Genomic DNA, 25,353 nt, shown 5'->3' with positions numbered 1-25,353 from the left:
CATTTCATAACAATTATGACTCGTACTACAAGTTTGCGGACGCTGGCGCAGCGTTGGTTGTCTGCACTCGTTCTGTCGTTGGCCCTCGTGACGGTGGCCTCAGCACAAGAGACGATACGTATCACCGGTAGGGTGGTATCGAAGTCGGACAAGGAACCCCTGATAGGCGTCAATATCACCGATGCCCATGTGAAGCGCGCCTATGCCGCCACCGATGTAGACGGCCGTTTCGCCTTCAACGTACACCTGGGCACTACTCTCAAGTTCAGTATGGTAGGTGCCAAGAGCGTGAATGTCAAGGTGAAGAACCATAAGTTTATGGAAGTCGAGATGGAAGAAGAGAACATCTCCCTGGGTGAGGTGGTGGTTGCCGCCAAAATCATCAAGGACAAGATAACGCCCGAGCCCACCGATATCGAGGTGAAGGGCAACTACTTCCACGTGAGAACCCGCGTGAGAGTGCCTCGCGAGATGTTCTCGCACGACACACGACTCGTGGTGCAGCCCATCCTCAACGACGTTACCCGCGGTGAGCTGAAGCTGATGCGTCCGCTGGTCTATGACGCCAAGGGATATAACACCACCCAAGACCGCATGTATGGCTTCAATATGAACGACAGTGTAGCCGGCGACCCTCTGGCACGCCATGTCACCGTGAAGAGCAAGGCGATGAGAGAGAAGAACCGCACCAATGACATCATAGGCTATTCGGACTCCATCTATGTGGAGCATGTCAAGGACGAGTTCTCCTGCGATGTCTATATGGCTATCGAGAACTATAACCGCATACTCTACCGCGACACCACCATCATAGCCCGTGGCACGGTGAACCCCCCTGCGCTGGCTCGACTATTCGTTTGCCGCCGGAGAGATGAACGACTCTGCCTACATCCCCAAGCCCGAGATGCAGCTGCGTGACAGCCGTGGCGAGGTCAATCTGAGATTCCCCATCGGCAAGAGCGTCTTTGACACCAACGACCCGCAGAACGCGGCAGAGGTGGAGAAGATGCACCAGCAGATACAGCAGATAGCCGGCACCAAGGACGCCACGCTGCAAGCCCTCTCTATGGAAGGTACATCGTCGCCCGACGGCCGCTACAACTATAACCTCACCCTCGCCCAGCGTCGTATGGACTTTGCGGTCAACTATCTGCGCCAGCTGGTTCCCGAGGAACTGCGCCGCGATATGCAGTTCAAGTCCAAGGCTGCCGTGGCCCCCTGGAGCGATGTGGTCAAGCTGATGCGCGCCGACAGTCTCTATGACGAGGCTGCCCAGGTAGAGCAGATCGTCAAGCGCTATGGCAACATCGACCAGCAAGGTCGCGCCATCCGCAAGCTGCCCTTCTTCGGCCGTCTGCTTGAAGGCAAGTATCTGCCCCAGTTGCGCAAGGTAGGTTATGTGATGAACTACTCTATCTTCCGTCAGCTCACTCTCGAGGAGATAGCCGAGCTGTACGAGAAAGACTACAAGCAGCTGTCGCGTTTCGAGTTCTTCAAGCTCTACCGCAATGAGACCGACCGCAACAAGCGCGAGAAGATACTGCGCCAGTCGCTCGAGATGTATCCCTCGTTTATGGCTGCCGCCAACGACCTCGAAGCCCTGCTCATCAACCGTCAGGCCTCTGACCCCGACATCCTGCGCCGCTTTGTGGGACGCAGTGCACCACAGGTGGTCAATACCAACCAGATGATAGCTCTGCTCAACGCCGGACTCTACAGTCAGGCTGACTCGGTGGCAGACTTCGTGGCCGACAACGAACAGTCGCATCTGCTCCTCGCCGTCAACGCTGTGCTCAACGGTCGCTATGAAGACAACTTCAACACCGTGGCCCAGACCGGCAAGCGCAACGAGCTCATCATGCTGCTTGCCATGAAGCGCAACAAGGAGGCTTCGGAACTCAGCAAGACTCTGCCCGAGGACGAAGCGCTGACCCACTATCTACGCGCCATCTGCCTGAACCGTCTCGATGACCCCGTTGATGCGTATAAGGCACTGAAAAAGGCACTGGAGATGGATCCCTCGCTGGAGAAGATAGCCCATGTCGATGGCGATGTGAACGACCTGCTGTTAGATAAGAAGAACCAACCAAACGAGCAATAATACCACTATGAACAAGATAAAGAGAATCAACATGCTGTGGCTCGCGCTGTGTGCCGTTGCCCTGACGGCCGCAGGTCAGGTGCCCGGCAGCGCACTCGACCATATGCTGCAGCGTCCCCGCGTAAGCAAAACGTATAAGGACAAGACACTCTTCGACCATCTGTTTGTCGATGCCGGCTTGGGCATAAGTGCCATGGGTCCCGGTGGTATCACCACCAATGGCTTGGGCGAACTGAATATCGGCGACTGGTTTACCCCCGAGCATGGAATGCGCCTCCATTTCGATGGCGGTATATTCAAGCCCGATGGCTTCAGAACCAAGTATGTGGGAGGTGGACTGGACTATCTGCTCAACCTCACCGCCCTGTCGCAGTATGGCAACGACTACCAGCCCCGCACCTTTGAGCTCTATGGCATCGCCGGACTGGGTTACCACTATTCACGCCAAGAGGGTGTCAGCGCCCGCGGACTCGATGTCCATATCGGTCTGCGCGGTCAGGCAGCCCTCTCTCCCTTTACCTATTTATATATAGAGCCCCGCGTCGCGATTATGGACGACGACGTGGCTCAGGGTGCAACCTGGCATGGCTACCGCCCCGTGGCTTCGCTTTCGGCTGGTTTGGGCTATCGTCTGCCCCAGCATCGCCTCAGTTATACCGAAGACAAGGGACATGTGGGCTGGGCTGACAATATCTTCATCGGTGTGATGGGCGGTCCTACTGCGCTGCTCAGCTCAGACCCCAGCAACTGGAGCGACTATGGCGGTCTGCGTCTTGCCGGTACTCTTGGCAAGTGGTTTGGCCACACCAATGGTCTGCGCCTCAATGTCAACGGCAGCTACTGCGACCAGAAATACCATAACAAGGTCAAGGCCATCGGCGCCGGACTTGACTATATGCTCAATATGCACAACGCCTTCGGTGGCTACAATCCCGACCGCAGGTTCTGGGTCAACGCCCTTGCTGGTGTGAGCTACAACTACACTTCGGTCTATCCCGGTATCCATGGTCATGCTTTCGGCTATGGCGGTGGTCTGCAGGCCAATGTCCGGTTGAGTCGCGATGTCGACTTTGTCGTTGAGCCCCGTGTCGACTTCTATGGCAACAGCTACGCACCCTATGCCAACTCCTTCAATCAGCGCGACGTGATGGGCTCAGTGCTTGCCGGTCTCGTCTATACCTATCACGACCGCCGTGCGCTGCGCGACGACGACGCCTTCACTCAGCAAGCCTGGCACGACCATATGTTTGTCGAGACTGGTGTCGGACTCAATCTTCCCGTCATGGCCTCTTCCCTCAAGCATCCCGGCGATTATCTCCGTCCGTCGCTCTATGTGGCTGTGGGCAAGTGGTTCAGTCCGCTCCATGGTATGCGTCTGTGGGGTCAGCTGGCTCAGACCCAGTACGATGTCAACGACCGCAACCGTTACAAGCATGTCTCTGCGGGAGCCGACTATCTGCTCAACCTCACCAATGCGCTCTATGGCTATCGTGCCGACCGCAAGTTTGATGTCGTCGGCGGCTTGGGTGCCAATGTCCTTCGTCGTGAGGGCAAGACCAGTCTCTTCATGGGCCTCGATGCTTCGCTCCGCGCCACCTGGCGTCCCAACCGCTTGATGGGTTTCTTCATCGAGCCTCGTCTGCAGGGCTATGGCGACAACCTCCTGCCCAGTACACTCAGCTTTGCCAAACTCGACCTCATCGCCGGCATCCAGGCTGGCGTGCAGTTCAATCTCGATATGCCCGACAGCTACAAGAAGGCTGATGGCGACAACCGCCGCACCTCTATCATGATAGCTGGCAGCGTGACCAATCATCTCGGCGACCTGCGCACCGCCCGTGCCTACAGCCCCATCGGCCGACTGAGCTATACCCACTGGTATTCCAATACCTCGGCATGGCGTGCCAATCTCCAGGGCTACATCCAGCGCGCCATCCACAATAGCCGACAGGGTCAGGTGGGTTTCGGACTCGACTGGATGACCGACTTCACTGCCCAGACCTATGGCTACGACCCCGACCGTGTGCTCAGTTTCAATGGATTTGTGGGAGCCAATGCTGGAGTTGATTTCGGCGATGGACGTACCTGCTTCGCTCCTGATGTGCATGTGGGTACACAGATGTCGCTGCGCGTCTCCGACGCCGTGAGAGTGGTTGTCGAGCCCCAGTTGTCTTACCAGATGTCCAGCCGATGGAACAGCCAGAGTCAGCGCGTGATGCCTCAGCTGCTGCTGGGTCTCGACTACAGCATGAACCGGCATCAGAGCAAACGCGACAACCACGGCGCTCCCGCCCATAGCAATGTCGTGATGGCCGGACTGGGTGTCGGTACCTATTCGGGCTCGTTCCGCGAGGTGAGTCCTTACCGCAACAAGTTCACCTTCAATGCCGACTTGGGTTATGGTCGCTGGCTCGACCAGACCAATGGTGCCTATGTGCGCCTGAGCAACCTCACCGCCCAGCGCCGTGGCGAGCACAACCAGAGCATCCACTCTCTGCAGGCTGGATATATGCTCAACGTCAAGAGCGCCATCACCGGCGAGTCGACCGAGAGCGATGTGTTCCAGCTTACAACCCTCCTCGGTGCGTCGATGAATGTGGCCACTCGTTCGGGCCATGGTCCCACCTACGCCCCCGGTCTCCAGGCAGCCGTCCAGGCTGGTGTGCGTGTCGCCCCACAGGTTGAGATATATCTCGAACCATCGGTGGCAGCCTTCGGCAAGACCATCGAGCGCTCCCACAACTCCTATCCCGTCGAGGCGATGGCCAAGTTGAGCCTCGGCACCAAGATTAGCTTCTGATAGATTATCATCCCCAATATAGACTCCGCAATACATCATCGTGTGTATTGCGGAGTTTGTGTTTATATCGATGAAAATTATTTCCCCGAAGGAGTTGTTTTGTCGGAATTAATTCGTAAATTTGCTGCGTCAGTGGTAGAAATGCTCTTGTTTGTCTACGCAACACAGGCATAAGAGGCTTCTTCGACTGGACACTGACTCCCGATTACAGGTAGTTACTCAATCATCCTAAAGATATCATTAACCATAGTGTTGCACATTAACTGATTTTCTAACCAAATGTACAAAGCGAACATGAAACACTTCCTGACCCTACTCATCGCTGTGCTTTCGCTGCTTCCTTCGACCATGAAGGCTGCCGGCAACAAGGTGATAACCTCTCTCGACCTCACCATCCCGGTGCCCCAAGCCTGAATGACTTTGCAGGAGGGCGAAGAACTCAAACTCACCGCCGCCAAGACCTCTTATGGCGACCTGGTCCAGCAGGGCATCGCCTCAATCATGAACATTATTTGGGAAGGCGAGTTTGACACCAAAGACCCTTCCCACCCCAAGTTTAAGGCCGGCTACTCCTACAGGGCATCAATCAAGGTGATGCTCGACACCAAGGGCCCTTACACCCTCAAGTACCAGATGCGCGACGGCGACTATTATGTAGACGACACCATGATTAAGATTACCGTCAACGGCGCCCCCGCCCGCGTGAATATCAGTGGCCCTTATTACCCCAGTTTCAGCGTTGTGTTCACCGTGCCTGGCGGCAAAGGCGGCAATCTGGAGAAGGAAAACCTGTTTGGAGATTACATCGCCAACAAGAAGAAAAGTCGTGCCAGCCATAACATTTATTCCACAGCGACGGCCGATGCCTGCTGTGGCTCCTTCCATCCCCACGATGTGGTCACCATTACCGAGACCCACGACCCTCTGCCTGAGTTTGAAGGCCCCAACCGTGTCTTCCTTACCAAGGTCATTGTAGACACTGGCGACGAGGCTGTCTACAAGGAGTTCGCCAGTGCACTGAGCCTGTATCAGTCTGGTTATTACAATCTCAAGGAGGTGTGGCTCAGCGACAAAGTCAATGCCGTGACGTTTATGCGCGTCCTCAACGATGGTATGAAGAACCCTATTTGGCCCGATTCATATTATTTCTACAGCCGCAGCACCATGTTCCTTGCGGGCGATGCCACGCTGTGTGTGCCTGCCAAGCAGGCAGAAGCTGTAAAGGCGCTCATGGCGAAGCATGCCAAGTTTCCGCCCTACACTGTGAGAACCTATACGGGCAATGTGGCCGACGCCCAGAAGGCCGGACTCAAGGCTACCAAGAATCCATGCACCAAGCACAACTTTGTGTCGAGGTTATTCACCGCCGACCGTATAATGCAGCATTACACCTGTACGCAAGCCCCTAAGGTGTATTATTCCTGCAGCATCTGCGGCCAGTGCGAGCGTAATCCCCATCACACCTTCATGTTCCTTAAGCCAGAAGACGAAAAGACTTACATTCCGGGCGTCCATTACTTCAAGGCCAACCTTGCCACCGACCAAGCCTATGTGGGCACCAATGCCGCTGGCGAGCATATCTACTGGAAGAGCTGTATATGGTGCGGCATGTCGTCCAACTATGAGCAGCGCCATCTTACCGAGAAGCATCGTCGTGCTGCAGGCTTTGGAGGCACGCTGCCCCTGTTCCGTAAGCACATGGAGGCCCAGCTGAATATGCGCGAAGACAATGCCAAACTGGCTACTACCCCTCAGCCCGATATGTTCACGCTGCCCGTCCGCAGCACCGTGAAGAAGAGCGTATGGGCAGAGGACGAGGTCAACCGTGCCCTCTGCGACAACCTCATTGACGAGCAGCTCTTGGGCAACGACTACACCGTTACCGCCACACGCCAGCAGGTGGCATCGATAGCCCTGAGGCTTATCAAGGAGATGACCGAGAAGAACGCAGATGAAGGCAAGTTGAACCTCTTTGCCGACATTGCCGATGGCACTCCCGATATGTCGGCTCCCATGACACGTCAGGAGATGGCAACACTCATCTATCGTGCCATGCGCTATATTGAGCAGAACTCCAAGTATACCTATACCGACTACAACTCCAACCTCACTGCCTATACCGACAGCCCTCAGCTCAAGGAGTGGGCCAAGGAGCCCATGGCGTTTATGGAGGCGCTGGAGCTTGTCGACCCAGTGACCAAGACCACCCTGGCGCCCAACGCTCCTTGCTCCATCGAGCTGGCGCTGGCTACTGCCGAACGTGCCACCATGGCACAGCACACAGGTTGGGCGCAGACGGTGTCGGATGGCGATAAAGAAGATTACATTACCACCTATACGCGTCACGACGCCCTCAGCACCATGCCCCGCAACACCGGTGTCACCAATTCTTCATTAGGTTTCTACTAGCGTGTGTGGGTATATCGCATGAAGGGCAACAACGGCTCTACCGCGGTGAAGGATAAGTATACCGGTCAGCACCTCTATTTCGAGTCTGGATATCTGCACCCCGTGCGTAGAAACGCCCCCAGTTTATCTAACACCAGACAAAAGGTGAAGAACGCTCGTGCCAAATCTCAGAAGAAGAGCGGTGGCTTGAAGAAAGGGTTGGGTGTGTTGAAGAGCATCCTGATGTAACCGCGTCACCGCCAATACTCACTAAAGATACAGCCGCCTTTGTCACAATGACAGAGGCGGCTGTTCTTTTGTCAACTGCCCATCAGCAGTCGTTGCTGGAAGGCAGTAATGTCATCTCTCAGGCCATCGTCTTGCAGGAGGATGGAGCCAGGTTTGAGATACGTTTTCTTGTTTACCTCCAGCATCAGTGAGTGATAGCCGAAGTCGCAATCGGGAGTCTCCGAGTTGCTGTATGGGTAGTTTACGCCCACCTTGTACCCCCTGTCCATAAAATGGTTGACAGCCATATCTATAATGTCATCAGATGGCTTCGACCAGTCTTCGTTGTAGCCGATGCAGATGTCCACATCGCTCAAGTCATCAGGGAATGAATGACAATCGAGAAGCAGCGCGCCTTCTTGCAGCGCATGGCTGAGGCGCTCTTGATGCCAGTGCCACAGATTCAGGAGATGCTGTTCCTGGTCAGAGGGGATGGCGCGCCTATAATCCTCAAACTCTTTGTAGACGATACCTTGCCCGATGCTTTCCATGGGGTCGTTCCAGAGTCTCTCGGCGTCAACGATAAATCGGGAGTAGGGAAAGCGCACAGTCCTAATGCGGCTATCCTGCAATCCGTGGAAGAGATAGTCCGTATGCCAGTCGGTCCACTTGATTACTACATTGTTCAGAAAATCGGCATCGATATTCCAGAAACTCTTTTCCGCGTCATACAGACCCTCCATAGAGGCGTGCGGCTCATTCAGTACAATGTGTTCGTACATCTTTGTCAGTTTTAATTGTCCTACAATTCGCATCCAAACTGGACCACCGTGGCTGACAGCTCGGTTGGCGTACCCAAAGGGTAACTCTGCAGATGCTATATCGGTTGCAAAGTTACATAATAATATCCATTGCACAGCAAATAAATCGAAGAATTTGATGAAGCGGCTTGCTTTCGTATCGTGAGCAATCCATTGACCAGCCGCCCGCGGGCATTTCGCACCTGCATCGTTTTCCCATAAACTCATTATCGTACAACGCATATTTCTGAGGCATACACATACCTGCTCCTGATGCGTCTATTTCTGATAATCAAATCGTGAATTATGTGAATACATATCTGCAACCATTGTTTCAGCCTTTTAATCGGCTATTTCGTGTCGCCATTTGTGCCCAGAATGGCCCGTTCTGATGAAATTTGTCATGCGCGCGTCAATTTCTTTGCCGATTTCAGCCGCAATATAGAAAATATCACTATCTTTGTCGTCGGCGTTTGCCGTCCGTAGGCTATTGACAGTAAACATATATGCCTTACGGTGGTTTCCGCCGACATCATAATCGTCTACCACCTATATTTACATCGACTAAACAGGAATTGATACATGAAGACTATTACCGTTTTTCTTGCCTCGAGCAATGAGTTGAATTACGACCGCAATAGTTTCCAGGCTTTGATAGCCAAACTTGACGACATATACGAGCCACGGGGTATCCGCATCAAATGCCGCAGATGGGAGGACTTCCCCGCTTATTGCACAGGTGAAAGAACGCAGGATGTCTACAATAAGACCGTACGCTCCTGCGATATGTGCATCTGTATGTTCCATAAAGAGGCTGGACAGTATACTATTGAGGAGTTTGAACAGGCTCTGGATGAATACAGAACCAATCACAGTCATCCCAAGACCTTCGTTTATATACGCGCTCTTGTAGAAGGTGAGGTCGAAACCGACGAACTCAAGGCGTTCAAGGACCAACTCTTCAAGAGCATTGGCCATTATTGGTGCAACTATGCCTGTGATGACAGCATGAATCTCCATTTTGTCATGCAGCTTGAGCGTCTCATACCTGACATGGGGCTGTCTGCAGGCGACAGCAGCCAGTTGAAGGTGGAAGAGGGTAATGTCACGCTGCAGGGCATCAAGATAGCCGACTATACCAATCTGCCTTTTGCGGCAGCCAATCCCGAGTACTGCAGTCTGAAGGAGAAATACGCCCAGCTCGACAAGGACATCACCCAACTGCGCGCATTGGGAATAGACGACACCCACGACCTGCTCAGAGAAAAGGTCATAGACCGACAGAAATGTCATGAGCAAATCATCAATATGGAGAAGCAGTTGCTTGACATGGCCTTCCAGGTAAACAAGTCAATCAGCAGCAATAGCCCCATGAGCGAACGCAAGCGTCTTGCCATCGAGATGTTTGAGCAGGGCAACATCAAGGGTGTCATCAATGTCCTCAACGAGGAAGACATGGTTTCTGAAGCCAAGCAGGCAGAACTGGAGATAGCCCGAGGCCGTCAACTGGTGCAGAGCGGCAATGATCTGATAGAAAAAGGTATACAGACCATCCAAGCACAGGTCGAAGAATACATCCTGCGAGCCAAAGCCTTGATGCTGGACTTAGACAATGCCGATAGATTCTCACTCGCCTGCAATGCCTACGAACGGGCGATAGAACTGACGCGTAAACATTTGCCCAAGGCAGAGCTTGCTGGCCAGTTGAATGATTATTACTGTTTTTTGTCTGCTAATAACCAATTCTCCAAGTGCGAAGCATATATCGAAGAGAGTGTGTCTATCAGGGCAGAGTTGTGTCGCGACCACCCCGAGATGTATGAGTCAGACTTGGCTCGTTCGTATAACAACTTGGCTAATCTATATTACAAGACCCAACGGTTCCAAGAAAGCGAAGAGATCTACTTAGCGGTATTGGTGATACGCGAACGTCTGGCAAAGGAAAATCCACAGGAGTATGCATCAAACTTAGCACAATCATATAACAACTTGGCAGTTCTATATGGCGCCACCCAACGGTTTCAGGAAAGCGAAGCGATGTACAAGTCGGCATTGGCTATACGTGAACGTTTGGCAAAGGAAAATCCTCAGGCATACGAGCCGGCCTTGGCAGGTTCATATAACAACTTGGCTGTTTTATATTGCGATACTCAGCGTTACGATGAAAGCGAAGCGAAGTACAAGTCGGCAATAGACATACGTGAACGCTTGGCAAAGGTAAATCCTCAGGCATACGAGCCAGATTTGGCTATATCATATAACAACTTGGCAAGCCTATATCTCGATACTCAACGCATCAAGGAAAGCGAAGCGGTATACAGGTCGGCATTGGCGATACGTGAACGTTTGGCAAAGGTAAATCCACAAGCATACGAGCCAGCCTTGGCTCGTTCGTATGCCAGCTTGGCAAGTCTATATAGAGATACTCAACGGTTCCAGGAAAGCGAAGCGATGTACAAGTCGGCATTGGCTATACGTGAACGCTTGGCAAAGGCAAGTCCGCAGGCATACGAGCCAGACTTGGCTCGTTCATATAATAACTTGGGTAGTCTATATAGCGATACCCAGCGGTTCCAGGAAAGCGAGGCGATGTACAAGTCTGCATTGGCGATACGTGAACGCTTGGCAAAAGCCAATCCGCCGGCATACGAGCCGGACTTGGCAGCTACATAGAAGAACCTGGATATCGTATATAGCAATACCCAGCGGTTCGAGGAAAGTGAATCTATGCACAAATCGGCAATAGCTATACGTGAACGCTTGGCAAAGGCAAGTCCGCAGGCATACGAGCCGGCCTTGGCTGATTCATATAACAACCTGGCACTTTTATATAGCGATACGCAGCGGTTCCAGGAAAGCGAATCTATGCACAAGTCGGCATTGACGATATATGAACGCTTGGCGAAGGCAAATCCTCAGGCATACGAGCCGGACTTGGCTGATTCGTATAACAATATGACCGTTCTATATTACAATACCCAGCGTTACGATGAAAGCGAAGCGGTGTACAAGACGGCATTGGCTATACGTGAACGCTTGGCAAAGGAAAATCCTCAGGCATACGAGCCGGACTTGGCTGATTCGTATAACAATATGGCCGTTCTATATTACAATACCCAGCGTTACGATGAAAGCGAAGCGGTGTACAAGTCGGCATTGGCTATACGTGAACGCTTGGCAAAGGAAAATCCTCAGGCATACGAGCCGGACTTGGCTGATTCGTATAACAATATGGCCGTTCTATATTACAATACCCAACGTTACGATGAAAGCGAAGCGATGTACAAGTCGGCAATAGCTATACGTGAACGCTTGGCAAAGGCAAATCCACATACATACGAGCCGGACTTGGCGAATTCGTATAACAACCTGGCCGTTCTGTATTACAAGACCCAACGGTTTCATAAAAGCGAAGCGATGTACAGGTCAGCAATAGCGATATATGAACGCTTGGCAAAGGCAAAACCGCAGACATACGAGCCGGACTTGGCTGATATATATCATAACCTGGCTGCTCTAAATAAACAGCTCCAGTGTTTCCTTGTAAGCGAAGCAATGTACAGGTCAGCAATAGCGATACGTAAACGTCTGGCAAAGGCAAATCCACAGGTATATGAGCCGGACTTGGCGGATTCATATTACGACCTGGCTGCTCTATATAAAAAGGCCAAGTTTTACGATGAAAGTGAAACGATGTACAAGTCGGCATTGGCGATACGTGAACGCTTGGCAAAGGTAAATCCTCAGGTATACGAGTCGGACTTGGCAGATACATATCACAACATGGCTGTTCTGTATTACTATATCCGGCGTTATCATGAAAGCGAAACGATGTACAAGTCGGCATTGGCGATATATGAACGTTTGGCAAAGGTAAATCCACAAGCATACGAGCCGGCCTTGGCTGAGTCATATTACAACTTGGCCATTCTATATCGCGATACCCAGCGTTACGATGAAAGCGAAGCGATGTACAAGTCGGCAATCGCCATACGGGAACACTTGGCAGAGGATGATCTGCAGGTATATGGGCCGGCCTTGGCTCGTTCATATAACAACTTGGCTATTCTGTACAATGAAACCCAACGGCTCGCGGAAAGCGAAGAGATGTATAACGCTGCAGCGGCGATACGTGAACGCTTGGGTATAGAATAGCCACGCGGCATCACAACTTTGGAAGTAAGTGTCTGCAAACCATTAAGTGGCTATTGTCCGTTTTGCGTCACGCTGTATAGGGTGGCGCAAATGGTATATATCCTGCGGCAGTCACCAAGGATAGCCAAAGACAAAGACAAAGCCCGAAGTCCGGTCTTGCCGGTCTTCGGGCTGTTTGGTTCTTCGCGTTGCAGTTTGCAGAGGGCAACGATACTGCCGCTCTCTGCTCAATCAGTCTGTCGGGGCGCACCTCACTCCAACTCATAAAATTTCACCCAGTCTATCTCCATCTCTACGGGCAGCAGCTTGGGGTCTGCCTTGCCTACCCATGAGCCCTCAATCTGCATGTCTACGAGCAGGTAACAGGGTGTGCCGAATGGGAACTGGCCCTTGTCGGTGGTCTCTATCTTGGGGTAGACCAGCGATGTCTTGCCATTGATAGACAGGATAATGGAGTCGGGCAGTATCTCTACGGCATAGGTGTTGAATCCGTCGCGGTCTATGGGCAGCGTCGAGCCGTGGGGCGGATTCTGGTCTTTCTTGAGCACGTGGGTGTAGTAGGTATGTATGGTCTGATAGGCTATGGTGTCGTGGTTGAGATGTTCCATGATGTCTATCTCTCCGCCCTCGGGCCATTTTATCTCAGCATCGGGCAGCATCCATATTGCGGGCCAGGCTCCCTGTGCGCTGCCAAACTTTGCGCGTACTTCTACCTTGCCGTGCCTGATGGTACGCTTGTGCTTGGTGTAGAGTCCGCCAGTGACATAGCGGGCTGTGTCGGCGTCGCGATGGGTGTTGACGGCGCCACGCAGCACCAGTCTGCCGTCGTGCACGGCGTAGAGCGAGTCGGCGTCCGACATGTGGCGTTTCCAGTCGGCATTGCCACGTGGAATCTTCGACCACGAGAGGTTGTCATAGGTGATACCGTCAAAATGGTCTTGCCATACGAGCCGGTACTTGTGTGGCGTTGATGCGAGTGCGGCAGTGCATAACAGCAGTGCGGCGATGGTTGTAGTAATCTTCATAATAGGTTTTGTTTAGACAGCTACAAAGGTATAACATTTAATTCTTCTACCGCCTTTTGCCGCCATTTATCTGTTCCCCGATGGCCCACAACAATGAAAGGGCCTGGAGCTCCACGCCTGGAGTCAAGCCCTTTCTAACCTAATTAACGCTTATTTATAAAAGAATGTGTCTTGTTACATTTCCTCTCCGCCCGAATACTGTTCAGAGGGATTCATGCCGTCCATACCCTGCTGGCGCTGCGGCTTCTTCTTGGTGTTGCCGAAGTTGTAGGTCACCGTGAGGTTGACCTTGCGACCGCCCCACTTGTTGATCTGATGGCGGGTGAACGACTCGCTCGATGTGAATGTCTCCCACTTGCGTGTGTTGAACACATCGCGGCAGTTGAGCGACACGGTAAACTTGCGGTTCATGAAGTTCTTGCGCACTCCGAAGTCTACATTGTAGTTGCCCTTGCGGTAGCCCTGGGTGATGACCTGTCGCGAACGATAGCGTCCGCCGAGCTGTACCGAGATGTCGTAGGGCAGGATGAGGCTTGCCTGCATACGCGCGTTCCATGTGAAGCTGGAATTGCCCTCGCCGGTGATGGTCTGGTCGTCTATCACGTAGCTGAATCCGTTGAGCTTGTAGTAGTAGGCGTTGATGTTGGTGGTGAGGTCCAGTATGCGGAACAACTTATTCTTCAGCGTCGCCTCGATACCCTCGCTCTGGCTCTTAGCCACGTTCTTGGTGGTCTGGTACATGATGCCAGTGGCGGCGTCGTGCCAGTTGACGCGCTGCATCACGTCGGTCGTCGGACGGTAGTAGGCGCTTACCAGCAACGAGTGCTCGGTCCAGGTGCGCAGATAGTTGAACGAGAACGAGTTGGAGAACTCAGGCGTAAGCTCGGGGTTACCGAACGAGATGGAGGTGGCGTCGCGCGTGTCGCGGAACGAGTTGAGCTGTCCGCCCCAAGGACGGCGCAAACGACGCGTGTAGTTGAGCTGCAGCTGGTCGTTGTCTGTCAGCTGATAGCTCATGAAGATGCTGGGGAAGAGCTGGAAGTAGTCCTTGTCAAAGGCCTTGTCGCGCTTCGACGGGTCGCGCTCCTGCTCCCAGGTATAGCTCTCCGTGTTCACGTGCCAGTATTCGCCGCGCAGACCACCCATCACGCCCAGCTTGCCAAGCTGGTATTGGGCGGTGAGGTATACGGCGTGCAGGTCCATGTCGTAGATGAAGCGGTTGTAGAAGGAGCGGTCTTCGCTGGCGTTGAGTCCGTTCCAGCTCTGGTCGGCCCACGACTCCTGCGGCGTGTTCTCTTCAGAGAAGTTGCCCTCATATCCCGCCTGTATCTTGGCGTGCTCGCTGATGGGGTTCTCATAGTCGAGCTTCACCGTCCAGCGGCGGTTGTTGATGTGCATGGGGCGATACTGGTAGTTATACACGGTAGGCATATCGCCTGTGATATAGTCGGTAGAGTCCTGATACACATTGTCGTCATCGCTCTTCCACTTGCTCAGTCCCACCACAAAGTCCAGATAGTGCTTGTCGGTGAAGTTGTGGCGGTAGTTGAACTCTCCGTAGAGCATATCCATATTGCCTATACCCGATGTGCGTCGGGTCATGATGCGGTCGGGGGTGCTGCTGCCTGTACTGCCATACTGGTAGGGCGTGAGCGACCAGTTCTTGTGGCGTCCGTCCATAATCATACCACTCAGAGAAATGTCGTCTTTCTTGGTGGCGTGCCACGTGATGCCAGCCCGCGAGAAGATGCCGTTGCCCATGCGGTCGTTGTCGGCGGCATAGCGCTGATACTGCGAGGTCTGGGGGAAATACTGCTCGCTCTGGCTGTGTCCGCGGTTCTTGCGGTGGCGGTAGCCCACGTTGAGATAAGCGTCCAGCTTGCCGCTGTTCATATTGATGTTGAAGCTCGTCGTAGCGCCGCCGCGGGTGTCGGCACCCGCCTCTACCGAACCGTAGTAGCCTGCCTTGCGGTCTTTCTTCAGCACGATGTTGATGATACCCGCCGAACCTTCAGCCGAGAATTTGGCCGAGGGGTTGTCGATGATTTCTATGCGCTCGATGCTCTCTGCGGGCAACTGCTGCAATATCTGCGCGCGGTTGTCGCTGGTCAGACCGCTGGCCTTGCCGTTTATCCACACCTCTACGCTCTCATTGCCGCGCAGCGAGATATTGCCGTCGTTGTCTACTTCGACCGAGGGGATGTTGTCCAGCACGTCTGAGGCAGCCTGGCCCGAATTGGATACCAGCTGGCTCACGTCAAACGACTTGCGGTCTACCTCCAGTTTCATCGTGGCGCGCTGCCCCGTCACCTTTACTTCCTTGAGCATGTGGGCGTCTTCAGCCATGTAGAGCACGGCATACGACACGGTGGGCGCGGCAGCCGTGATGGCAAATGTGCGTCTTATCGACTTGTAGCCCAGGTATGACAGCTGTGCCACGTACTTGCCTTCCTTCAGGTTGCGCACGGCAAACTTGCCGTCGGCGTCGGATATGGCGCTGCCGATGATTTTGGTAGTGTCGCTCTGGGCTACCACCAGAATGTTGACAAATTCGAGTGGGGTGCTGTGGGCCTTGTCCAGTATGCGGCCCTTCATCACTCCCTGCGCCATGATGGTCATCGTGGCGAGGGCGAACAATAATAATATGTATAGTCGTTTCATACAATCTATTTGATGCATTTGGCGTACCAATGGTTTAACGCGTCAAAAGAAAAATCGATATTTTTTCTTATATTTTGATTAATATGCTTACCTTTGCAGTTGCGTTGGTCCCGTAGTTAAATGGATAGAACGGAGGTTTCCTAAACCTTTGATCCGAGTTCGATTCTCGGCGGGACTACTACACATAAAAGAGGATGAACCTTCATGATGGAGGGGTTCATCCTCTTCTTGTTTTATCCCTTCCGGGCCGTGGGGCTACAGCTCGCGCGAACCCTTGAGGTGCTCTTCGGGCCAGAGATGCTTGGCATAGGTGTAGCCCTTGAGCTCATAGATGGCGCGCAGACACTCCACACGCTTCACAAAGTCCTTGAAGTCCTTCTGTGCGGGGTCCATCCACTGCACCTCGCTCAGCGCACCCATTCTGGGCAGCACCTGATACTCAGCCAGAGACTCGGACACGATGTACTCGCTCCACAGGTTGGCCTGCACGCCCAGGATATGCTTGCCGGCTTCTGCCGGAGTGCCTTCGGGGATGGGTTCAAAGCTGTAGGTCTTCTCTATAGGCAGGTCGCCGCCGATGAGCAGAGGCTCGTTGTGGTTGTTGGCGGTCTGGTAGTAGTCGAAGTAGGCGTGGCTGTTGGGCGTCATGATGACGTCGTGACCCAGAGCGGCTGCCTGGGCGCCGGGCTCGGCTCCGCGCCATGACATGATGGTGGCCGACTGGTCTACGTTGCACTCCAACAGCTCGTCCCAACCTATGATCTTGCGGCCTTTAGCAGCCAGATATTTCTGCACTTCGGTAGCGAAATATCCCTGCAGACGGTCTTCCTTGCTCTGCTTGTTGCCAGCCACGATACCCTTGTCGCTGATCATCTGCTGGCACTTGGGACATTTCTCCCAACGCATCTTGGGAGCCTCGTCGCCGCCGATGTGTATGTACTCGGAGGGGAAGAGGTCGCACACCTCGTCGAGCACGTCCTTGATAAACTGATAGGTCTTGGGATTGCCGCCACAGAGGATGTCGCGGTACACGCCCCAGTAGTGGCCCACCTCATAGGGACCGCCGGTGCAGCCCAGTTCGGGATAGGCGGCAAGCGCTGCCAGCATGTGGCCGGGCATGTCTATCTCGGGGATGATGGTGATATAGCGGTCGGCAGCATACTTCACGATGTCGCGCACCTGCTCCTGGGTGTAGAAGCCACCATAGCGCACGTGGTCGTCTACATCGGAGTTGCGGCCCACGGTGGTACCGCTGCGCCAAGCGCCCACCTCGGTCAGACGGGGATACTTCTTGATTTCGATGTTCCATCCCTGGTCTTCGGTGAGATGCCAGTGGAAGCGGTTCATGTTGTGCAGCGCCAGCATATCAATATACTGCTTGACAAAGTCGGCAGAGAAGAAGTGGCGCGAGCAGTCGAGGTGCATGCCGCGATAGGCGAAGCGGGGTGCGTCGTTGATGACCACGGCGGGCAGAGTCACCTCTTCGGTCTGGGTGAGCACGGGCAGACTCTTGCGCAGGGTCTGTATGCCGTAGAAGACGCCCTGGGCTGTGGCGCCGCTGATGGTGATGCCACGGGCAGATACCTCGATGCGGTAGCCTTCGGCCTCCTTCATCTTGGCGTCGGTGCGCAGCACGATGTTGCCGCGCTGGTTTTTCTTGTCGGCCACGGCGGTGGTGAGTTTCATTCCTGTCTTCTCAGCGATATACTCTGCCAGGAATGTGGCGTTGCGCGCCATGTCGGCGTCGCCCAGATACACTATACGGGTCTCGCCGTTCAGCCTGTACGCGCCGCCCTTGGTTGCGGCAATCTCTCTTGGCAGCGGTACTACCCTATAGTCGGCATTGGCGGCTGCGGCAGTGAGGCCCAGCGCCAAGGCCAGTGTCATCATTACTTTTCTCATTATACTGTAGTTTGGTTATTTTACGATTTTGTCTTCCATCTTCCAGTCCATGATACGGCTTATCTGCGGTATCAACTTCATGGCTATCTTGCGATGGCCCTGGTAGTTGGGGTGGCCGTCGGCGCCATAGTCGCGTCCGTCGCGCAGCACCTCGAGCATGGGTTCGGCAAAGTAGACCTGCTTGTCGTCATAGCAGCGCTCGCGCAGGATGGGGAAGCAAGCCTGCAGATATTTGCGGGCAGAGTGGGGCATGATGCAGAGTATGGGCACGTTGCCGTAGTGGCTGCGCAGACTCTTGATCATCTTGACATAGTTGCCCACATACTGGTCGGGAGTGGGAGTGACCTCACGCGAGAAGTCGTTGGTGCCGAGATTGATGAGCACGATGTCGGGGCGGTATGCCTTGAAGTCATATTCCACCGTCTTGTCGTTGTCATACACCTTGGTGTGGCGGTCCAGCATGCTGTAGTCAGAGCGCTGCTTCTTGTCGCCGTAGTTGCGCACCATGCCCTGTCCCGAGTGTGCCTGGATGGCATAGTCGGTGTCGAAGTAGCGGGCTATGAGGCAGCCGTAGGCGTGGTCCACGTTCTCGGTCTCTATCTTGAAGTGCTCGTTCTGCGTGGGCGAGTCAGAGCCGTAACCGCAGGTGTAGCTGTCGCCGAAGATTTCTATCATGCGGCTCTTGCGCTCCACGGCCTTGAGCCGCGCACCTTTGGCACCGTAGAAACCGTGGATGGTGGTGATGCCGTTGCCCTCGCAGGCACGCTGCAGACGCAGACGGTGGGTACCCTTGCCCAACTTCTCTGCCAGCACGATGCGCTGGTGGCTCAGACTGTCGGCAAATATCTTCTGGGTCCACTCTCCGTCGATGAATACGTTGAAGTAGCAGGGACGGGTGCTGCTCATGTCTACGGCGATGGTGCCGCCGGTGAAGTCGGTCTGCGCATATACGCCTATCCAGTCGAAGCTGACGCTGCCGTCAGCATGGGCGAGGGTGCGTCCGGTATAGGTCACGCCCTGGGTGATGAGTCGGGTGTAGTCTGTCTTCTGTGCCATGGCCTGGAGCATCAGCACCAGCAGGCACAATAATAGTCCATGTCTTTTCATGTGGTTTCTTGCTTTATGTTGTGATTGATTACTGTATGCTCAGGAGCGAGAGTGCCATCACGATGTAGCGCCCCAGCCGCTCGTTGAGCATCTGCAGGGCGTGCTTGATGTGATACTTCACCGTGTTGACCGATATGCCCAGTTCGAGGGCTATCTCGGCATGCTTCTTGCCGGCAAAGCGACTCAGCTCAAACACCGTGCGACATTCTAAGGGCAGGGCGGCTATGGCTTCGTCCAGCTTCTCTGCCAGCTCCTTGTCCAGCAGCTGGCCCAGCGGCTGTTCGCCGTTGCCCGTCACCATGGTTTTGTCTGAAGAAGGGGGAATGGCCTCGGTGGCGATTTCGTATTTCTCGCGGTTCTTGCGCAGATGGTCGAGACAACTGTTGCGCACGCAGCGGATAAGATAACTGCGCAGCGACACTTCGACCTCTATGCGCTCGTGGTTTTCCCAGAGATGGAACATCACGTCGCCCACCACCGACTCAGCGAGATAGTCGTCGCGCAGATAGCGGCTGGCAAAGTGGCAAAGCACCTGATAGTGGGTATCATAGAGATACTTGAAAGCCTTTGTATCTCCTTTGCGCAAACCGTTTACTACCAATTTCTCCGAATAGTCCATCGTGTATACAAAATAACCGCCGAAGCAGCATGCAAATATACAACAATAATTTTGTATATCGGCCACTGTCGGCGGTTATTTTATGTTGGGTGCTATAGTTTTTACTCTACGACAACCTCGTCGATAAAGAACCATGCCGGGTAGCCCACTCCGTAGTGCCAGGGAGGACATACGCCGATGGTCTCAATCTTGACGCGCACATAGCGGGCGGTTACGGGCTGGGCGGCGGTCACGGTGCCGGGGATAAACTTGACCTGTATGTCTTTGTCTTCGGCAAAGTCGATGCGGCCCATGTCGGTAAAGGTCTTGTTGTCCATCGAGTACGAGTAGCTGATGCTCTTGGGCAGCAATACCCATGCGCCCAGCTGCTGCAGGAAGTCGGTGGTGACGGTGCTGAAGGTCTTGGCCTCGCCCATGTCGAGCACGAAGTCGGCGTCGCGGCCTTCCCATCCTACCCAGCTTTCCACAAAGGTAGTGCCGCCATAGAGTCCGTCGGTCAGGGCCTTGTCGGCGATGGGCTGGTAGGCCTTGTCGGGAGCGCTGTGCCATATCACCTTGGCGCCGGAAGCCTTGTTGGTGTCTGGGTGGGGCAGGAAACGCTTCTTGTAGAGGTCGCAGTAGTCGTCGTAGCGGTTGTTGCGCTCGTTGAGGCTGGTGATGCCGTACTTGGCACACTGCTCACGGAATATCTCGAGCTTGCGGCTGGTGGCTTCGGCGTCCTGACCGTTCTTGGTGCGGGTTATCTCCAGCTCGCTGTAGCGCAGAGGCAGACGAGCGGTCTGGACACGGGCAAGCAGGGTGCTGTCGCCGGCCACGGCAGCCTCGGCCTGGTCGAAAATCTCGGCATAGACCTTCATCAGACGGTCGTTGAGCATGCCGTTCTTGTGGGATATGGGTGAGTCATATATCCACAGCGGTGTCGACGATGACAGCAACGCTCCGGTGAGCATCATCTGGTACTTATATATATAAGGTGCAGCTGCGCCATAGTATCCCTTCATGAATGTGCGCATCAGCGAGTCGGCGTTCTGATAGGGGTCCCACATGAGTTTGGCTATCATGTAGGCACGCATCTCGCCGAAGTCGGTACCGCGCTGGCGCCCGCCGTTGATTTGCTCGAATATCATGGTAGCGTGGTGCTCCTTGAAGAGCTGTATGTTCTTCTGGATGATGTGGAAGTTGGGGAAAGGAGCCACCATGTTGTCAAAGTTGATGCCGTAGTCCCATACGAAGATGTTGTTGCTGATTTTGCTCCAGCCCTCGAGCGCCCGCATGAAGTCGCGGCCCGACTCGTTGTCGGTCAGAGGCACCTCGCGCTTGCAGTCTATGTCGCAGAGCATGATGTTGACGTTGGGCAGCGGTTTTACATGCTTGGGTGGGTGCATGCTGTACAGGTAGGCGAGGGTAGAGAACTGCTTGTCGGGGAAGCGCTTGGCGAGCTTGTTGACAAAGCGGATAAGATTGCCCGAGGGGGCACCCTCGTACTCCTCTATCTTGGCGCAGGCCTCGCAGTGGCATTGGGTGTTGTTGCCGTCGTTCTGGCTTACGCTAATCATCTTCATGCCGGGGTTGGCCTTGAAGATAGAGTCTATCTTCTGCACCGCCAGCTCGTAGACCTCAGGATTGGAGAGACACCACTGGCTGTGGCTTCCAGGGCGGCGCTTGCCGTTGATGAACGAATAGTATTCGGGGTGCTTCTCGCCATAGACCGACGAGGGGAGAATGCGGTTGAAAGTATGTACCCACAGATTGCCTGCAAACTCGTCCTGACTGTTCTCCAGACGGAACCAGCGCTCAAAGTCGGGGTCTTGACAGCCGTAGCTGTGGGTCTGGCGGAAACGGAAGGCGGGCTTGTCGCTCATCTCGATTTCGGGCAACTCGATGTTGGCCGAAGGGGTGAGCGTGTAGGCCTTGTAGGCATAGTAGCTTACGCCCATATAGCGCTCCAGCAGCGTCACCACGCCATAGACGGCACCCTTGCCGCCACCGGTCTTGATGTGCAGCGCGCCGTTTTTGCAGACGAGCTCAAAGCCGTCCTCGGCGGGAGTGGCTGCGGCTTCGCCTATCACGATGGCGCCACCTTTGGCCTTGGTGGGAGCTATCTCCAGCTGTGCTCCTGAAATCTTGTTGACAAACCGCGCCAGCATGTCGGCTGCTTCGCGGTTAACACTGTTGTCTTCGGCCAGCACGATATACGCCTTGGCCTTACCCTTGCTCACCAGGGTCATCTGTGCAAAGGCTGCCGACGTCATCATTACCAGTGCCGCCAGCAGACCCAGTCTGCGATACATTTTCATTGTCTGTTGTTTAGATTGTTAATAGCTATACCTTTGTATTGGTTTACAAAGGTACTCATTTTGAGTGGCACAGGCAATTTTTTCATGGTTTTTTGCTCGATTGTCGGTTTTTTCATTTACCTTTGCATCCGCATTCGGGATGTAGCGCAGTTGGTAGCGCACTACGTTCGGGACGTAGGGGTCGGGCGTTCGAGTCGCCTCATCCCGACCAATGCCAGTCAGGCGGAGAGTCAGTAGAGACCCTCCGCTTTTTTTGTTCTGCCTGGTTGCCGTCATCTGCCTCCGCCGCCTCGGAGCCGCCTCGGCTTTCTCTCAGCCAGCCGCCAGTCTCACGCCGCCAGTATTCCCTTCTCTTCTGCTTTCCGCCACTCCCGTGTCCGAAACCATCAGTGCTATAACCGACCGAGTTCTTCCCGAAATAACAGCATGGAAGTCGCGTATGCTTGACCCCGTGTATGCCATTTGCTGGCTTGATGCCATTCACTACAAGGTGAAGGACGATAAGGGTCGTGCAGTCACTCGTGCAATATACAATGTCTTAGGTATAAACAAGTCTGGCCACAAGGGTCTTCTTGGTATGTATATATCTGAGAGTGAGGGTGCTAACTTCTGGCTTGATGTAATGACCGACCTTCAGAACCGTGGTGTACGTGATATTCTGATTTGTTGCGTAGACGGTCTTAAGGGATTCCCTGACGCAATCCAAAGTGTATTCCCAGAAACCTCCGTTCTGCTATGTGTAGTCCACCAAATCCGCAACTCAATCAAGTATGTAGGAAGCAAGCATCAGAAAGAGTTTCTGAAGAATCTCAAGACCGTATACGGTGCTGTAAGCAAGGATTCCGCATTGGCACAGCTTGACATGGTTGATGAAAAATGGGGTGAGATGTACCCTATAGTTATCAAATCCTGGCGCGGCAACTGGGAGCGTCTTACGGAAAATTTTAGTATACTCCTGCAATCCGCAAGATTATCTACACAACCAATACGGTTGAGGGCTATCATCGTCAGGTGCGCAAAGTAACAAAGAACAAGGGTGTATTCCCGTCAGTCACCGCACTTGAAAAGCTTGTGTATCTTGCCTATCGAGACATTAGTGGGAAATGGACTATGCCCCTGTCTAATTGGGCACTGATATCACAACAACTTGCTATAAGAATTGGAGATAGGTTCAAGATTATGTAACTTTGTCTGTGAAAGGCTCCTCTTATTTGTGTGCAGATATGAAATCTGCACACAAATAAGAGGGAAAGAATAAAAAATCAGAGCCGTGACACAGTTCTGTTTACATTACCGCGTTCAAGGCACCTAATGTTGGGATATCGATGACTCCTTGTATTGCTCGGGTACGGGTGCGGTGTTGATTGAACATCGTACACTACCTAATTTATTGTGTAATAATTAGTTAAGTGCTGCTTAGTGAGGTGCGGTAAAATCAAAACTATGTTTCTACAACCTTGTAGTCGGAGAATCTTAATCTCGATTATTGTTTACTGGAAGCTGCTTTCCATTCATCATAGATATGGCTAAAGATAGCTACGCCATCATTCAGTTGCTTCCTAGCTAAAGACTTATCTTTGTTCCACCATTCAAGAATGTAATTCTTCAGTCCCTCATATTCCTTTTGATCCTTGAATTGTCGATCCAGGCTTCCCATTTTGCCAAGCGTTGCATTGTAAAGAATAAATGCCCTTTTCTGTCCATTAGGCTTCAGTGCATACCAAGTAGCCCAAGAGTTTCCTGTGTTTATGCCATTGCCAGGCAGAAATACGTGAACTTGATAGACAGATGCATTCTTGCCGCGGTAAAGGAGTTCCATAAGGCGATCCTCTTTTACAGCCCTAATCGAATTACGTGCTATCGTTTGGCAATGTTCCCACACTTCGCCTTCAGGGTGTTCCTCTGTGAGTGCAAGCCATTCCATCTTGGCTATTTTCTCAGCATCGTACTTCTTGGCTTTTTTGCCATCTGGATTCTCGGCAAGTCTTACTTGATATTCTAACGCCCACCCCATGTACTTCTTAGGAATGTAGCCCTCTATCTGTTTGCCATCCATCATAGAGAGGCGAACATGACGCATTTCTGGGTCGTCATTCTTGCGAGCGTGTGCAGCTATCGCTACCATCATTACTGCTATGAGCAGCCAAAACTTCATTGCTTTCATAATGCTTCCTTTTAGTTGTTATTTATTGTTTGCCATCTAATACTTCTATCACTCGTTGTATCATAGAACTTCGGTTGTGTTCACCTATTCCAATGAGTTTCTTTTCCCATTCCTGCGAAAGTCCTACACAGTGGCAAAGTTCTCGGATAAAGGATTTGTCGCATTTCTTATAGGTATCTCCCAGACATATAAGCTTGCCATCAGTCTGTCTGACATAGAAGTCGCAAGCCGTCTTGCTTGGGATGAAAAACATTGCTGCTGCTGTGTTACATTGCCAAGCTTTCATCCCTCCCATGTCCGTCACGGAATAACCTTGGGAGGCATAAATATAGACTTGTAATCGTGGGTGGTTAACATATAGCCAGCTCCATCCTACATTTTCCAAGGGAACAAGTGTGCGTACGTTTTGCTTGGAGGTGGCATTCCACACCACTACAGAATCAATGTTGGCGAAAGGTATCACATCGCTAGTGCATTGGCGAGAAAAGAAGTTTCTATAAACTTGAACATCCTTTTTCTTGCGTGGCAAGTCTATTCGGTCATTACTTTCATAGAGTTGCTGGATACCATTCTTTAGGTACACTCGTCCCTCGCATGATTGAGCTTGCATGCTAATAGTTCCCATATAAGCAAGCAAAATGCTAATGATGAGATATATTCGCCTCAAATATACCTCCTCATGCACGGCATTTTTGATCTCTCGGATGGTCTTGTCATTGGAAAAACGCCAACCTTCTATTTCTTCAAATTTGCACATAAGCAATTCCTCTTGATAATTATACAAATATACGAGGAAACTTTCTGATTACCAAATGAATTAACCATTTTAATAAAAGCACGCTTCCTTTCGGGGGTGTGCCCACTACCTCCACAAGATTTATGATTATCACTGGTGGCTCGTGTCGTCCGATATGGGTTTGCGTGCCTTTGTTGCGTGGTCGTGGTAATGGTGGTCAGGTAGATAGCAGGGGAGGTAGGAGTGATGGCGCTGGCGGAGAGGATGCGAGCAGCGAGAGATGCGTGTGCCGGAGTGATAGGGGTATAAACAAAAAGGAGCAAAGATGTGGTAATCTTCGCTCCTTTTTGTTTCGGATTAACGTCAACGA

At 53.0% G+C, this 25,353-nt stretch carries 17 protein-coding genes, 2 tRNA genes, 1 pseudogene and 1 riboswitch; of the genes and pseudogenes, 11 read left to right on the top strand and 9 right to left on the bottom strand.

The annotated features are described in order from the left end of the window. Positions 1-15: 15 nt before the first annotated feature. The 6 genes from CIK92_RS01220 to CIK92_RS01200 all read left to right on the top strand — a co-directional run bounded on the left by CIK92_RS01220 (position 16) and on the right by CIK92_RS01200 (position 7,538). Positions 16-918: a carboxypeptidase-like regulatory domain-containing protein gene (locus tag CIK92_RS01220; RefSeq protein WP_094387885.1), complete on the top strand. Its 903-nt coding sequence runs from the start codon at positions 16-18 to the stop codon at positions 916-918. Next, on the top strand, positions 872-2,101 hold the full coding sequence (locus CIK92_RS01215) for a hypothetical protein (RefSeq protein WP_094387884.1): 1,230 nt from the start codon (positions 872-874) through the stop codon (positions 2,099-2,101). Before CIK92_RS01220 ends, CIK92_RS01215 begins: the two co-directional genes overlap by 47 nt. A 7-nt stretch (positions 2,102-2,108) precedes the next feature. After that, a complete protein-coding gene (locus CIK92_RS01210; protein WP_094387883.1) occupies positions 2,109-4,901 on the top strand; it encodes a hypothetical protein in 2,793 nt (930 codons plus the stop codon). A 279-nt stretch (positions 4,902-5,180) separates the two neighbouring features. Further along, the gene (locus CIK92_RS14170; RefSeq protein WP_256387323.1) at positions 5,181-5,315 is read left to right on the top strand and encodes a hypothetical protein; all 135 of its coding nucleotides are present in this window, start codon (positions 5,181-5,183) and stop codon (positions 5,313-5,315) included. Beyond that, positions 5,316-7,310: a hypothetical protein gene (locus CIK92_RS01205; RefSeq protein WP_094387882.1), complete on the top strand. Its 1,995-nt coding sequence runs from the start codon at positions 5,316-5,318 to the stop codon at positions 7,308-7,310. 3 nt (positions 7,311-7,313) lie between these two features. Beyond that, entirely contained in the window at positions 7,314-7,538 is a 225-nt protein-coding gene (locus CIK92_RS01200) for a hypothetical protein (protein ID WP_144289288.1), read from the top strand. 71 nt (positions 7,539-7,609) lie between these two features. Here CIK92_RS01200 and CIK92_RS01195 read toward each other — a convergent pair whose 3' ends face one another. After that, a complete protein-coding gene (locus CIK92_RS01195; protein ID WP_158214700.1) occupies positions 7,610-8,299 on the bottom strand; it encodes an N-formylglutamate amidohydrolase in 690 nt (229 codons plus the stop codon). After that, positions 8,299-8,400: riboswitch (SAM-I-IV-variant riboswitch) on the bottom strand. (Overlaps the previous gene by 1 nt.) Positions 8,401-8,899: 499 nt before the next feature. Between CIK92_RS01195 and CIK92_RS01185 the strand changes: the two genes are divergently transcribed. Both CIK92_RS01185 and CIK92_RS01180 read left to right on the top strand, forming a co-directional pair. Next, a complete protein-coding gene (locus tag CIK92_RS01185; protein ID WP_094387878.1) occupies positions 8,900-10,990 on the top strand; it encodes a tetratricopeptide repeat protein in 2,091 nt (696 codons plus the stop codon). A 54-nt stretch (positions 10,991-11,044) separates the two neighbouring features. Further along, positions 11,045-12,472, top strand: a complete 1,428-nt coding sequence (locus CIK92_RS01180) for a tetratricopeptide repeat protein (RefSeq protein WP_094387877.1) — start codon at positions 11,045-11,047, stop codon at positions 12,470-12,472. A gap of 251 nt (positions 12,473-12,723) precedes the next feature. Here the strand turns inward: CIK92_RS01180 and CIK92_RS01175 are convergent, their stop codons facing one another. After that, positions 12,724-13,497: a glycoside hydrolase family 16 protein gene (locus tag CIK92_RS01175; protein ID WP_094387876.1), complete on the bottom strand. Its 774-nt coding sequence runs from the start codon at positions 13,495-13,497 to the stop codon at positions 12,724-12,726. Positions 13,498-13,671: 174 nt separating this feature from the next. Continuing rightward, the gene (locus tag CIK92_RS01170) at positions 13,672-16,158 is read right to left on the bottom strand and encodes a TonB-dependent receptor domain-containing protein (RefSeq protein ID WP_094387875.1); all 2,487 of its coding nucleotides are present in this window, start codon (positions 16,156-16,158) and stop codon (positions 13,672-13,674) included. Positions 16,159-16,264: 106 nt separating this feature from the next. On the opposite strand from CIK92_RS01170, the gene CIK92_RS01165 reads away from it, so the two are divergent. Beyond that, positions 16,265-16,336: transfer RNA gene (locus CIK92_RS01165), tRNA-Arg, on the top strand. Positions 16,337-16,413: 77 nt separating this feature from the next. Here the strand turns inward: CIK92_RS01165 and CIK92_RS01160 are convergent. The 4 genes from CIK92_RS01160 to CIK92_RS01145 form a co-directional block, all read right to left on the bottom strand. Next, a complete protein-coding gene (locus CIK92_RS01160; protein ID WP_094387874.1) occupies positions 16,414-18,060 on the bottom strand; it encodes a beta-N-acetylhexosaminidase in 1,647 nt (548 codons plus the stop codon). A 15-nt stretch (positions 18,061-18,075) separates the two neighbouring features. Then, the gene (locus CIK92_RS01155; RefSeq protein WP_022310358.1) at positions 18,076-19,167 is read right to left on the bottom strand and encodes an SGNH/GDSL hydrolase family protein; all 1,092 of its coding nucleotides are present in this window, start codon (positions 19,165-19,167) and stop codon (positions 18,076-18,078) included. A gap of 28 nt (positions 19,168-19,195) precedes the next feature. After that, positions 19,196-19,753 (bottom strand): RNA polymerase sigma-70 factor, encoded by a 558-nt coding sequence (locus CIK92_RS01150; RefSeq protein ID WP_254045971.1) that lies wholly within the window; start codon positions 19,751-19,753, stop codon positions 19,196-19,198. Positions 19,754-19,887: 134 nt separating this feature from the next. After that, entirely contained in the window at positions 19,888-22,083 is a 2,196-nt protein-coding gene (locus CIK92_RS01145; RefSeq protein ID WP_094387873.1) for a DUF4838 domain-containing protein, read from the bottom strand. Between the two features lie 135 nt (positions 22,084-22,218). Between CIK92_RS01145 and CIK92_RS01140 the strand changes: the two genes are divergently transcribed. Next, positions 22,219-22,294, top strand: a tRNA-Pro gene (locus CIK92_RS01140). A 165-nt stretch (positions 22,295-22,459) separates the two neighbouring features. Beyond that, positions 22,460-23,268 (top strand): annotated as a pseudogene (locus CIK92_RS01135) (IS256 family transposase); the annotation flags it as partial. A 298-nt stretch (positions 23,269-23,566) separates the two neighbouring features. On the opposite strand, the gene CIK92_RS01130 reads toward CIK92_RS01135, so the two are convergent. Together CIK92_RS01130 and CIK92_RS13955 are read right to left on the bottom strand one after the other, a co-directional pair. Further along, positions 23,567-24,247: a hypothetical protein gene (locus CIK92_RS01130; protein WP_094387872.1), complete on the bottom strand. Its 681-nt coding sequence runs from the start codon at positions 24,245-24,247 to the stop codon at positions 23,567-23,569. A gap of 22 nt (positions 24,248-24,269) precedes the next feature. Further along, the gene (locus CIK92_RS13955; RefSeq protein ID WP_216822212.1) at positions 24,270-25,004 is read right to left on the bottom strand and encodes a hypothetical protein; all 735 of its coding nucleotides are present in this window, start codon (positions 25,002-25,004) and stop codon (positions 24,270-24,272) included. Positions 25,005-25,353: the final 349 nt, after the last annotated feature.

The organism is Prevotella sp. P4-67, assembly GCF_002251325.1.
GTDB lineage: Bacteria > Bacteroidota > Bacteroidia > Bacteroidales > Bacteroidaceae > Prevotella.
Note: the sequence above shows the minus strand (reverse complement) of the source record. Positions and strands in the feature narration are given on the sequence as shown.